Here is a 13,017-nt window from a genome sequence, read left to right on the forward strand (position 1 = left end):
ATGTCTGAAACTCGCTATCACGTCATTCTCAATGCCAATTCTGGCACCGCTCATTCCTTGGGTGTCACCAAGGAATCCCTCCAAGCCCTCTTTGAAAGCCACGGCCTCAACGCCGAAATCGACGCCGATTCCGACAAGGATTTTGACGATCGCATGAAAGCGGCTGTCGACAGCCCCGCCAATATTATCGTGGCCGCTGGCGGCGATGGCACCATCACCGGACTAGCAGACGTTATTATCGAGACCGACAAAGCGCTCGCCATTCTCCCGCTTGGCACCGTCAATGCCCTCGCCAAAGACCTCAATATTCCGCTCGATCTCGAGGAGGCCGTGGCCGCCCTGGCCACCGGCCATCCAATGCAAATCGACGTCGGCGAGGTGAATGGCAAAGCCTTCCTTCATAAGGTCGTTGTCGGCGTCATCCCCGGCATGGCCGCCGCGCGCGAGCACATCCGCGGCAGCGACGATCCAACCGCCAAAGTTGGCCTTATCCGCTATATGTTCCGCCGTATTCAGCGCGCCAAACGCATCGCTGTGGTCTTTGAACGCGCCGACGGCTCCCGCACGATCGAACGTTTGCACTCGCTGGCTGTCTCGTCCAACGCCTATGACCAGGGACTGGGACGCTTCTTCTCACGCTCCAAGCTCGATCAGGGTTTTTTGACCCTTTACACGCTGCGCCACTTCCGCACCTGGGACTTTTTCCGCCTCGTGTTCGGCATGATGTTTGGCAAGTGGCAGAGCGATCCGGAGCTAAATATCGAATCCATGCAATCGCTCACCGTCGACTTCCGTAAGCCGCAGATGCAGGTGATGTTTGATGGCGAAGTCATGCTGCTCGACACGCCCATGAAGTTCACCATCCGCCCCTTGGCCCTAACCGTCATCGTGCCTGAAACTGTATCGACTGAGATCGCCGCGTGAAAATCCTTCATATCTCTGACCTCCACTTCGGCAAGCATGACCCCGTTCTTGCCGAAGGCTTTGCCGACGACATCAACGCGCAAAACCCCGATCTGATTGTCGCCAGCGGTGACTTCACCCAGATCGGCACCAAAGAAGAATTCATTCAGGCGCGGGTCTTTCTCGACAAACTGAACGCGCCGATTTTCGCCGTTCCGGGCAATCATGACGTGCCCGCCGTCAATTTCGTGCGCCGCTTCCTTGATCCCTATGGCCTTTATAAGCGCTATATCTCGCGCCAGCTCGAGCCTTTCCTCGAAATGGATGGCGTCGCCATCCTTGGCATGCGCACCTCGCGCCGCTTCCGCCTCGAATGGAATTGGGGCCACGGCACCATCTCCCGAAACCAACTGGCAGATCTCGAAGCCCGCTTCTCCCGCGCGTCCCCGCATGCGGTCCGCGTGATTGTCGCCCACCACCCCCTGCTCTATCCCACCGAGCAAATGGCACAAAAAGAAGCGCGCACCGTCAAACGCGCCGACGACGCCCTCATGCGCTTTTCTGAGCTTGGGGTTCGCCTCGTCCTCTCCGGCCACTTTCATCTGTCGTATGTGCGCAAGCATGAACCAGCCTCGAAAAGCCGCGAAGGCGAACCGATCGGGGTCAGCAAATCCACCGCCGCGCCCATCCTAGTCGCGCAAGCGTCCTCGGCTATTTCCACCCGCCTGCGCGGTGAGCCCAACGCCTATAATCTGATCGACATCACACCCGATCAGATCACGGTCACCGTGCGTGAATGGCGCGACGGCTCCTGGATCACACGCGACAAGGCCTCCGAGCCTGTCTAGCCCGAACCAATATTGGTTCAATTTATAGAACTGAACTCATTTCAGTTCATTTTTCTATCTTGAACCATTTTAAGTTCACAGGCATGCTCCGCGGATGGATATTGCTGGCGCGCCAAATACCGCCGTTCTGATGGGCGACATCGTCAACAGCCGAGACCGGCACACACCGGCCCGGCTGCACGCCTTGTTCAATGATGCCGTCGCCGCTGCCAATCAAAACAATGGCGCCGACATTCTCTCCCCGCTTACCATCACCTTGGGGGATGAATTTCAGGGCATCACGACCTCATTGACGACAGCGGCCACCATCGCGCGCCAGCTGCGTCTGGACCTGCTCCAATCTGGGATCGATTGCCGCTTCGTCATCGGCCAGTTGCGGCTGCAAACCCCCATCAACACGAGCATAGCGTGGAACATGATGGGCGAAGGCTTGGCACGCGCCCGCTCCAAGCTGAACGACAAGCAAACTGGCCTCTTCTACCGCGTCGCCCTGTTCGATGATCCCACCCATGAGATCCTGTTCGACGCCCTATGCCTGAGCCTATCCACTATAGAAGCAGACTGGACCGACATTCAGGCCCAAACCGTCGCGCAAACTCTCGCGGGGAGCAGCGTTGAGGATATCGCCACACGTCGCGCGGTTACGTCACGCAACGTTTACAAGACCCTCAAAAGCGCTAAGCTCGACGTCTACACGACCCTATGGACCGCGCTACTGACCGGGTTCACCAAGATCGAGGAGCCATAATGGACACCACAAGGATTGCCATTTCGCTGGTTTCCCTCGGCACATTCCTTGTCATCCTCACCTTCTTCGGCAATCTCTTCTGCAAATGGGTGCTTGCCGTCACCCACGTTACGCCCCTCCCGCAAGGCGCTAGCGAGACTGGCGAGACCCAGCACAAGCGCAACACCGCCGGGCGGTGGATCGGCGCGGTTGAACGGCTAATCATTGCTTTTGGCATAGCGCTCTCAAGCACCGAGATCATTGCGGCCGTTGTCGCAATCAAGGCGATCTCGCGCTTTCAGCAAATGGACAATAAGGACTTCGCGGAATACGTCCTCTTGGGCAGCCTCTGCAGCGTTCTCTGGGCTATCGTCTGGACAGCCATCGTTCTGTCCATCGACGCAGCATGGGGCGCAAATCTGGTCGACCTCTGGCTCCACCAGATTACAGCGCCATAACGCCGCCGCATTGCGCCCCCAGCCTACCGCCTATGCGCCTACCGCTTACGCTCCTCGCCACGCTTCTGGTTCTGCCCATGCTCCCCGCATCAGCGCAGAGCCAAACCGAATCCATTGAAGCGCAGCTCTGCCGGAATCAGCTCGACCTCCTCCTCTCGCGTGAAAAGCTGACCCAAGATGAGGAGGCGGTGTTCAATGCCCAGTGCGATTGCCTTGAAGAGCAAGCAAAATCCAGTGATCCTGAGCGCCAAGCCTGCGCGCAGGCGCATGACTAGCCCTAGTGGCACCATCCTCCTGTCAGTCTTGATCTTTTTGCCCTTTACCCTCGTCCCCGGCGCGACATTTGCGCAGTCCGACTGGGGAGGCAGAAATGCGAACTATACGAAAACGCTTGGGCCCGCGCCCTCTCCAGCACCCCCAACACCGACATCAATGACAGTTTCCGCGCGGCTAACGAGACCTTCATAGCCTCGGGCTGCACTGAGAAAATTGCCGCCTGCCCCCGCTCAAGCGATGAACGGGAACTGGCCAATATGCTCACCATCGCCATGCTCAATGAAGGCGCCGCCAGCACCTTCCTTCCCTTTGCCTGCGACGATGAATAAGTGCCGCTCCCTCTTCCCTTCTGCGCCCTCTTAAGTTAAACCGCCCACCTAACCACCATGTTCGGCCTTTATGCCCCGTGCCGCAGTGCTCAACTGCTGCGCGGGTTTCGCGCGGACGGGTGTGTCCGGGCGATTCTCCTCGCCCGCGTCCTGATAGAAACGACAGCAGAGCGAGTCCCATGCCGAAGCGTACCGACATTAAATCGATCCTCATCATCGGCGCGGGGCCAATCATCATCGGACAGGCGTGCGAGTTTGATTACTCCGGCACTCAGGCCTGTAAAGCGCTCAAGGAAGAGGGTTACCGGATTATTCTGGTCAACTCGAACCCAGCGACGATCATGACGGACCCAGATCTCGCCGACGCAACCTATGTTGAGCCGATCACCCCAGAAGTGGTCGCCAAAATCATCGAGAAAGAGCGCCCAGACGCGCTCCTGCCCACCATGGGCGGTCAGACAGCTCTGAACTGCGCACTCTCGCTGCGTAAGATGGGCGTTCTCGACAAGTACAATGTCGAAATGATTGGCGCGACTGCTGACGCCATCGACAAGGCAGAAGACCGCGAGCGTTTCCGCGATGCGATGAAGAAGATCGGGCTTGAAACCCCGCGCTCCATGCTCGCGCACAACACCATCGAAGCCCTTCAGGCTCTCGAAGTGATCGGCCTTCCAGCCATCATTCGTCCGTCCTTCACCATGGGCGGCACCGGCGGCGGCATTGCTTACAACCGCGAAGAATACCTCGCGATCTGCGAAAGCGGCATCGACGCTTCGCCGACCAACGAAGTTCTGGTTGAGGAAAGCGTCCTCGGCTGGAAGGAATACGAAATGGAAGTTGTCCGCGATAAGAAGGACAACTGCATCATCGTTTGCTCGATCGAAAACCTCGATCCAATGGGCGTGCACACCGGCGACTCCATCACCGTGGCTCCTGCCCTCACCCTCACCGACAAAGAATACCAGATCATGCGCGACGCCTCCTTGGCTGTTCTGCGCGAGATCGGTGTTGAAACCGGTGGTTCGAACGTTCAGTTCGGCGTGAACCCAGCTGATGGCCGTATGGTCGTCATCGAAATGAACCCACGCGTATCGCGTTCGTCTGCTCTGGCATCGAAGGCCACTGGCTTCCCGATTGCCAAGGTCGCAGCGCGCCTCGCCGTTGGCTACAGCCTCGACGAATTGGACAACGACATCACCGGCGGCATGACCCCGGCGTCGTTCGAACCAACCATCGACTACGTCGTCACCAAGATCCCACGCTTTGCCTTTGAAAAGTTCCCGGGCTCCGATCCACGCCTGACCACCGCGATGAAGTCGGTTGGTGAAGCCATGGCTATCGGCCGTACCTTCCAGGAATCGCTCCAGAAGGCTCTCCGTTCGCTCGAAACCGGTCTCACCGGTCTCAACGAAATCGGCATCCCAGGCATGGGTGAAGGCGAAGACAAGAACGCCATTAAGCAGGCGCTTGGCACCCCGACCCCAGATCGTCTCCTGCACGTGGCTGAAGCCATGCGCTTTGGCATGTCCAACGAAGACATCCATGAAGCGTGCAAGATCGATCCTTGGTTCCTCGAACAGATGCGCGGCATCGTCGATATGGAAAACAAGGTCCGTGAACTTGGCCTGCCATCGGACGCGGCAAACCTGCGCACCCTCAAGGGCATGGGCTTCTCGGACGCGCGCCTTGCCGAACTCGCAGGCACCAAGGCTGCCGACGTGCGCAAGCTCCGTCACGACCTTGCTGTTCGCCCGGCCTACAAGCGCATCGACACCTCGGCTGCCGAATTCGCTTCGCCAACCGCTTACATGTACTCGACCTACGAAACCCCGTTTAACGGCAAGGTCGAAGACGAAGCGCGTCCATCGGATCGCAAGAAGGTTGTCATCCTCGGCGGTGGCCCAAACCGTATCGGTCAGGGCATCGAGTTCGACTACTGCTGCTGCCATGCTGCCTTTGCGCTGGCTGACGCTGGCTATGAAACCATCATGGTCAACTGCAACCCAGAAACGGTTTCGACCGACTATGACACTTCGGACCGCCTCTACTTTGAGCCGCTGACCGAAGAAGACATCATCGAAATCCTGCTCACCGAAAAGCAGAACGGCACGCTGCACGGCGTTATCGTTCAGTTCGGTGGCCAGACCCCGCTGAACCTTGCAGAAGCCGTGAAGAAGGCCGGCGTTCCAATCTTGGGCACCCAGCCAGACGCGATCGACCTTGCCGAAGACCGCGATCTCTTCTCCAAGCTCCTCAACAAGCTTGAGCTGACCCAGCCAAAGAACGGCATTGCCTATAGCCTTGAGCAGTCCCGCCTCGTTGCGGAACGCCTTGGCTACCCACTGGTGATCCGCCCGTCCTACGTTCTCGGCGGCCGCGCTATGGCCATCGTCAACTCCTCGGCTGAGTTCGAACGCTACATTCAGGATACGCTCTCGGGCCTCGTCCCGCCTGACATCCTGCGCCGTTACCCGAACGACAAGACCGGCCAGATCAACTCTGTCCTCTCTGACAACCCACTGCTGTTCGACGCATACCTTCAGGGCGCGACCGAAATCGACGTGGATTGCCTCTGCGATGGCGAAGACGTCTTCGTCGCTGGCATCATGGAGCACATCGAGGAAGCCGGCATTCACTCCGGTGACAGTGCTTGCTCGCTGCCATCCCGCACGCTCTCGGAAGAAACCATTGCTGAACTCAAGCGCCAGACCCGCGCGCTCGCTCTTGAGCTCAAGGTCGGCGGCCTGATGAACGTTCAGTACGCCTACAAGGACGGCACGATCTATTTGATCGAAGTGAACCCACGCGCTTCGCGTACTGTTCCTTTCGTGGCCAAGGTCATCGGCGATCCAATCGTCAAGATCGCAGCCCGCATCATGGCTGGCGAAAAGCTTGCGTCCTTCGGCCTGCAAGAAAAGGTCCTCAAGCACGTCGCCGTTAAGGAAGCCGTGTTCCCGTTCAACCGCTTCGCTGGCGTTGACACGGTGCTTGGGCCTGAAATGAAGTCGACCGGTGAAGTAATCGGCCTCGACACCAACTTCGCGATGGCTTTTGCCAAGTCGCAGCTCGGTGCCGGCCAGAAGGTCCCAACCTCGGGCAAGGCGTTCATTTCGGTTCGCGATAGCGACAAGCAGTACATCGTTGATCTGGCCCGCCAGCTCGTCGAAAACGGCTTCGAAATCCTCGCCACCGGCGGCACGCAGTCCTACCTGGCTGAAAACAATGTTCCAGCCACCAAGGTCAACAAGGTCTTGGAAGGTCGCCCACACATCGTCGATGCGATGAAGAACGGTTCGGTTCATCTGGTGATCAACACCACCGATGGCGCCAAGGCAATCAGCGACGGCCGCGACATCCGCCGCACCGCGCTTCTGGCCAAGATCCCGTATTACACCACCATCGACGGCGCGATGGCCGCAGTTGAAGGCATCATCGCCTACTCCAAGGGCAACCTCACGGTCCGCCCACTGCAGGACTATTTCACCGCCTAATCCGCGCGAAACCCGAATCCGAAAAGGCCCGCCCCGCGCGGGCCTTTTTTTATGCTCTCAAAGACCACCGATACGCTCCCCAACACCGAACCAGCCTCCCTCCCCCTACCAGGGGGAGGCTTGGTGGGGGTCCCCATCCACAGTCCCCACAGCAACCCTCCCCCTCGTCTCCGCATTCATCTACGATACATCTTGGCTCCGCCATAAAGAGCGAAACCAAGCACACGAGGATTGCCCATGTTGCGTCGTACTGCCGTTACACTCAGCCTTCTTCTCGCCACCACGTCTCTTGCCGTCGCCCAATCGGACACCGACGAAGCCATCGCCCAGTTTACCGGGGCCAATGGCTTCTCGCTCGTCGACACCGAAACGCTTGAAGCAACTCTCGCCAGCTATTGGCTCGATACCAATGCCGCCACCCCAGGCGGCACCGTCGGCCCTATCGAGAAAGCCCTGCTCATTGCCGATGACGCTATCGAGAGCACGCGCACCCGCACCGAGCTTTCTTATGGCGAAATGATCGACAGCGCAGAGGACGGATCTTCCGCCCCTGTGAGCTTTATCGAAGTCCGCCACTTCAACTTGGGCCCAACTATCCGCGCTGAACTGGCAGCGGACCTCGGGGAAGAAAACGTCGCCGACGCAGCCGAGTTCGGCACTGGCGAACACCGCGCTTGGCGCTTCGTCTTCACCCCGACCATGAACAATCAGGCGATCCTTCTCCAAGCCTCGACCAAGGAAATCTCGGCCAAAGAGGCGTCAAAGCAGGATTGCCAGGGCACCCCCTGCCTCGACAGCTATCGTGACTTCCAAGACATGGCGGATTGGACCGAAGTAGAGGGCGAGCAGCCCGATTGGCCCCTGCTCTATGCGGACGTCGCCGATGATGTGGCGATCCCTGCCTATGCCGCCGCGCGCCTCGCCACTCTGGGCTATTGGGCCAATGCCGAAAGCGGCGAGTATCAGTGGACCTATGGCGAGCACCCTGAAGGCGTGGAACGTTACGAAATGTACCGCTTCCTCTCCATGGACCGTAATCTCGGCAACGAAATCGGGCTGGACGCCGTCTGGCACGAAACCAAGCTCAACGACGATGCCGTCACCGATCTCTGGTATCGCTTCGCCGATGTCGCCGGCTTCCACACGGTCTTTACCGCCAGCGCAGGTCGCTAGAAACGCTGAAAAACCATCAATCCGGTCGCGCGCCAAAGCCCAATCGCCAGCGCGAGCGACCGGACTGCCATCGCAATTGCAGCCCCTGCCGCTGCGCCGATCAGCCCAAATTGAGGGGTGAGCGCCGCGATAAGCACCACGCTGGCCGTGACGCTGACAAGGTTGACAACGATCCCCGTCCTCTGTTTACCCAGCACGATCAGCGCCTCTTGGGCCTGACCGCTGAGCGATTTGGCCACCATGCCTGCCCCAAGCACCGCCACCAGCGGCCACCCGGCCTCATAGGCCTCGCCGAACGCGCGCAACAGCAGTGGCGCGGCGATAATCGTCACAGCGACGGCCGCCGTCGTAAGCCCCACCGTCAGCATTGTCCCGCGCGAAATACTGCGCTGAAGTTGGTCGTTCGATGCGCCAGCGAAATCGAGCGCATAGCGCCGCCCTGCAACCAGCGTCATCGCATAGGCGACAAATCCCCCCAGCGCCAAACACCGCGCCGCCGCAAAATAAACCGCCACCTCTTCCGGCCCAGCCAACAGCGCCAGCATCAGCACGTCGGCATAGCCGGTCAAATCCTCGAGCCCCGACAGAACCAACAGCGGGAACGAGGCCGTCAGCCAAACCCGCTTTTGTCGCGCGCTCACCGCGCCCGCCACGCCGAGCCTGCGCACCCGCTGTCCCACCACCAGCGCCAGCGAACCACTGATCACAGCCATAGCCGTGATGAAAACGCCGCCCACCACCGGCAGGGTCAATTCAACGCCGCCCCCGTCCAGCAGCAAAACCGCGCCTATAACCAGCAGTGGCCGAACCACATAAACAGGCACCGCTGCCAGGCGGAACCAGCCAAAGCTGCGCGCGACGCCTTCAATGAAATACTCAAGCGCAATAAAGGGCAGCCCCAACGCGACCAAGATTATGACGAGCCCAGCGCCCCCTTGCGGCCCCAAGCCCATGCCGAGGGCAACGCCGGCTACGCCGAGCGCCACGCTGACCCCGCCCACAAGGCGCAAGCCAAACCGCCAATAGCCGAACAGCTTCACCCGCTTATCGCGCAGCTGATACCGCGGCAAAAATCGCACACTGGATTCGGCAAAGCCCAGCGCCGCAAAGCTCCCGAGCGCGAGGATCCAGCTCCACAGCGTCACGAACCCGCCGTAGTAATCGGCGGGCATCAGCCGCGCTAAAACCACCTGCATGGCGAACACAAGGCCCGCCCCGGCAACGCGAATGGCTATGGCAATCGCCGCATCGGCAAAACTGCTTTGACCGTCAGACATACAGCAGCAAACACACGCTACCTTGTAGGAAGTTCGTCCATCTCTGCATCAGTACTGGCAGCCGTTCATAGTGCCGCTTCACAAACGGCCGAACGGTCGGCAACCAGTAACCGGTATAGACCCGGCCCTTCCACGATAGCGGCTTGGCCCGTGTCGCCACGGCATGCGCGCTATTGGTCCAGCTGTTTTTATAATCGGCCGGATTGACCAGCAGATCATATGCGCGCGCGCCCTGCTCGATCAGCCAGCCCACCGTCATTTCCATCTGCACCTTGCCCGGAGACAGCTCGCGCAAGCTCCAGTCAAAGCTGCCGATATAGGCGTAGTAATGCCGGTAATGCAGAAAACCGAGTTCAAGCGCCACGACCCTGTCGCCTACGCGCAGCACGGAAATACAGGCGCCAGAGCGCTGATCACTATCTCCAGGCAGTCGCTTGAGGAAGGCGGCATAGCCCTGGGCCGAAAACCCCACACTCCGCCGCCCTGTCTGCGCCAGCCATTCGCGCTTCCAGTTCACCGCCTGCTCAACGAGCCCATCAAAGCCCGCATCGTCTGGAAAGACCATCTCAAAAGACACGTCGCCCAATCGCGCCAGATGATTGCGCCGCCGATTGCGGTTCCGCTTCTGCAGTTTTCCCAAGCGCTCGAAGTAAGCATCAGCGCTCACATAGGGCGTCAGATCGAGGACCGAGCTCTGATTAGGTTCTTCGCGGACCCGAGCAATGGTTGCGATCATGCGATCAAGCGCCGACCCTTCGATGACACAACGCTGCACCCAAACGTCAGTCTTCGAGGCGCGCACGGCTAAGCGCAGCGCCTCAACGACCTCAGGGTCGCTCGTCGCGCCCGCCAAGGCCAGAGCACCACAATATTGCGCGTGTGCCTCGCCAAGCGTCACGAGCCGCGCGATCCCGCCCTTACGGGTCACCACCAGCGGCACGATGGCCAGCAAGACTTCGTCGCGCCACAGCGTAATCACATAGGGCTCGGTCGCTTCAGTGCAGAATTCCGCAACCCACGATCGGCACCAGTCAAACGATTGGAAATAGCTCATCGGGTCGGAGCATCGCAGCTCCAACGCCCGCCAGTGCTGTTCATTCGCATCAATATCGTGGAGCGACGCAAGAATTCGCGTTGTCACCCCGGATGTTACCGCCCGCAAAATGTGATCTCCCATCGTCACATTCGAACACAATGAAACGACCGACCGAACATGGAAACAGTAAAGTATTCTTACGGTAAATACTTATTAGTCTTTGAAAAACGTATCGACCGCTGCAATAGCAATTTCAATGTCATCGTCGCCGATATCAATATGGGTAACCCAGCGATGTTCCCCATAGCCGCCGCCGAATGCAATACCCATGCTTTCCAGATGTTCTGTCAGCGCTCCAGAGACTTCACGTTCTGCCTTTGCCCAGACAATGTTGGTGTCCGGCGTGGTCACACTCAATTGCGGATGCCGCGCCAGACCCTCGGCCAAACGTTTGGCGCGCTTATGATCGTCGGCAAGTCGCGCAACATTGTGGTCCAGCGCATAGAGCGCCGCGGCCGCTAAAATCCCCGACTGGCGCAATCCGCCACCCACCATTTTGCGATAGCGCCGCGCTTTGCCAATCAGCTCCCCGCGCCCAACAAGCACCGAGCCCACGGGCGCACCCAAGCCCTTAGAGAGGCAGATCGAAACCGTATCAAACCGTTTCCCCAGCGTCGCAATATCGATGCCCAATGCCAGCGCCGCGTTGAACCCGCGTGCCCCATCCAGATGCAGCCCCAGCCCATGGCGCTCCGCCACATCGGCAACGGCATCCATATAGCCCATCGGCAGCGCCCGCCCACCAAAGGTGTTTTCGAGCGCGATCAGCCGCGTCCGCGCATAATGACTGTCGTCAGGCTTAATGGCGTTTTCAATGTCATCGATGGCCATCGTTCCATCGGCCTGATGCGCAATAGGCTGCGGCTGGATCGATCCCAGAACTGCCGCGCCACCGGCCTCATGCGCATAGCAATGCGCGTCCTGCCCCGCGATATATTCATCGCCACGCTCACAATGGGCTAGGAGAGCCAGAAGGTTAGACATTGTGCCGGAAGGCACAAACATCGCCGCCTCTTTGTCCATCATGCCGGCTATGCGCTGTTCCAGCAGATTTACGGTCGGATCATCGCCGTAAACATCGTCCCCCACCTCCGCCTCTGCCATTGCTGCCCGCATCCCATCGCTGGGACGCGTGACAGTGTCAGAGCGAAAATCGTGGCGGATGGTATTCATGGTCATCTCCAGAGCTATCGCACCTTTATGACCAAGTTCTGCGAGCGCCGCTAGGCAGCGACGTCACCATCCATGCCGACATCATTGGCGGCCGTCATACTATGCTGCGGCTTTTGCGCCACCACCAAGATCCCGACAATCGGAGCGCCGCGATCCATACGTAACTCGGCGGTTTCATAGCGCAAAATGCTGAACCCAGCGGCCACCAGCGCCGTGCGCGTCGCCTCAATGCCATGGGCATAGCGCAGGCTTGGGCGTAAAAACACCGCTTCAGGGCCGTCATGCGCTTCCAGCGAAAAGGCGACGAGCCCCCCCGGCTGCAAAGCGGGCATCATCGCGCTCAGAACTGGCTCTATCGCGCCGCAATAAATCAACACGTCTGCTGCCGTCAGCAGGTCCGTGTCGCGGTCGCACCGATTGAGTGCTTCAACCAGCTCGGCCTTTTCCAGTTTATCGTAAATGCCCTTGCGGGCCGTCTCTGCAATCATCGCGGCGGAAATATCAACGCCCTCAAGATGATCAACCTTGCCGCGCAAGCGCTGGCCCATCAAACCTGTGCCACAGCCCAGATCGATCGCGCGGCCAAACCGCTCAATGCCAAGGCGTGTCATCTCTTGATTGACAATGTCGTCGAGCAGTTCAGGCACTTTATAGCCCAGTTTACCGACCAGCGATTGCTCGAACTTGGCAGCATATTGGTCAAACAGGGCCTCAACATAGCCCACTGCCGTCCCCTGACCCGCAGCACCGGCATTATGCGCAGCCAGTTTTAATCGGGCCCCGAAAACACCGTGGTCATCGAGAGCTTCAAGCCGCCGCCAAGCGCCTATAGCCGCGGAAATATTGCCAGCTTTTTCGTGGTAGTTGCCGAGCAGGTCCCAACCGGCAGCCCATTCGGGGGCCAATTCCAGAGCCTGCTCCATCAGCTCTGAGGCTGCAGCGGGGTCACCACTTTGGTCCAGCTGCCGCGCATAGTCGGCACGCCGATCGGCGAATACATCGCCGGAAGAATAAATCGCCTTGCTCAAGACGGTACGCTTTCGAGAGGACACGGCCATGCTGACCGCGACTGCGAATTAGCCGGAAAAACCGTACACGCGCAAGGAGAATACAGGGCACGATTGAGGCACCGACCCGCGTGAAAATTTCGCCCCAGATTCCGCCGAAATCAGCACGAATTTTCACGATAATGCACGCGAAGGGCAATTGCCTTTTCAGAAATTGCTTCCGGCAAACAACTGACCACTCACGAGAACTGTCGTTATT

Annotated in this window: 11 protein-coding genes; 7 read left to right on the forward strand and 4 right to left on the reverse strand. The window is 59.2% G+C overall.

The annotated features are described in order from the left end of the window. The 7 genes from HKD40_RS14340 to HKD40_RS14370 all read left to right on the forward strand — a co-directional run bounded on the left by HKD40_RS14340 (position 1) and on the right by HKD40_RS14370 (position 8,205). The gene (locus HKD40_RS14340; RefSeq protein WP_169196472.1) at positions 1 to 924 is read left to right on the forward strand and encodes a diacylglycerol kinase family protein; all 924 of its coding nucleotides are present in this window, start codon (positions 1 to 3) and stop codon (positions 922 to 924) included. Then, the gene (locus HKD40_RS14345; RefSeq protein ID WP_169196473.1) at positions 921 to 1,751 is read left to right on the forward strand and encodes a metallophosphoesterase; all 831 of its coding nucleotides are present in this window, start codon (positions 921 to 923) and stop codon (positions 1,749 to 1,751) included. Before HKD40_RS14340 ends, HKD40_RS14345 begins: the two co-directional genes overlap by 4 nt. A gap of 94 nt (positions 1,752 to 1,845) precedes the next feature. Next, positions 1,846 to 2,499, forward strand: a complete 654-nt coding sequence (locus HKD40_RS14350) for a SatD family protein (RefSeq protein ID WP_169196474.1) — start codon at positions 1,846 to 1,848, stop codon at positions 2,497 to 2,499. After that, positions 2,499 to 2,936, forward strand: coding sequence for a hypothetical protein (locus HKD40_RS14355; RefSeq protein WP_169196475.1), 438 nt, complete (start codon positions 2,499 to 2,501; stop codon positions 2,934 to 2,936). The genes HKD40_RS14350 and HKD40_RS14355 overlap by 1 nt, the downstream gene beginning before the upstream one ends. 32 nt (positions 2,937 to 2,968) lie before the next feature. Next, the gene (locus HKD40_RS14360) at positions 2,969 to 3,211 is read left to right on the forward strand and encodes a hypothetical protein (protein ID WP_169196476.1); all 243 of its coding nucleotides are present in this window, start codon (positions 2,969 to 2,971) and stop codon (positions 3,209 to 3,211) included. A gap of 509 nt (positions 3,212 to 3,720) precedes the next feature. Then, complete coding sequence (gene carB, locus HKD40_RS14365) at positions 3,721 to 7,032, forward strand: carbamoyl-phosphate synthase large subunit (protein WP_169196477.1); 3,312 nt, start codon at positions 3,721 to 3,723, stop codon at positions 7,030 to 7,032. Between the two features lie 237 nt (positions 7,033 to 7,269). Then, complete coding sequence (locus HKD40_RS14370; RefSeq protein ID WP_169196478.1) at positions 7,270 to 8,205, forward strand: hypothetical protein; 936 nt, start codon at positions 7,270 to 7,272, stop codon at positions 8,203 to 8,205. Here the strand turns inward: HKD40_RS14370 and HKD40_RS14375 are convergent. From HKD40_RS14375 to HKD40_RS14390, 4 genes are all read right to left on the reverse strand, one after another. Then, positions 8,202 to 9,482: an oligosaccharide flippase family protein gene (locus tag HKD40_RS14375; RefSeq protein ID WP_169196479.1), complete on the reverse strand. Its 1,281-nt coding sequence runs from the start codon at positions 9,480 to 9,482 to the stop codon at positions 8,202 to 8,204. The two genes, HKD40_RS14370 and HKD40_RS14375, sit on opposite strands and share 4 nt — an antisense overlap. Then, entirely contained in the window at positions 9,475 to 10,536 is a 1,062-nt protein-coding gene (locus tag HKD40_RS14380) for a GNAT family N-acetyltransferase (RefSeq protein WP_169196480.1), read from the reverse strand. Before HKD40_RS14380 ends, HKD40_RS14375 begins: the two co-directional genes overlap by 8 nt. Positions 10,537 to 10,731: 195 nt before the next feature. Continuing rightward, positions 10,732 to 11,751, reverse strand: coding sequence for a low-specificity L-threonine aldolase (gene ltaE, locus HKD40_RS14385; RefSeq protein WP_169196481.1), 1,020 nt, complete (start codon positions 11,749 to 11,751; stop codon positions 10,732 to 10,734). 50 nt (positions 11,752 to 11,801) lie between these two features. Continuing rightward, positions 11,802 to 12,779 carry a methyltransferase gene (locus HKD40_RS14390; RefSeq protein ID WP_169196482.1) on the reverse strand — a complete coding sequence of 326 codons (978 nt, stop codon included), beginning with the start codon at positions 12,777 to 12,779 and terminating at the stop codon, positions 11,802 to 11,804. Between the last annotated feature and the right edge of the window lie 238 nt (positions 12,780 to 13,017).

Origin of the sequence: Devosia sp. MC1541 (genome assembly GCF_012847305.1) — a bacterium.
GTDB lineage: Bacteria > Pseudomonadota > Alphaproteobacteria > Rhizobiales > Devosiaceae > Devosia.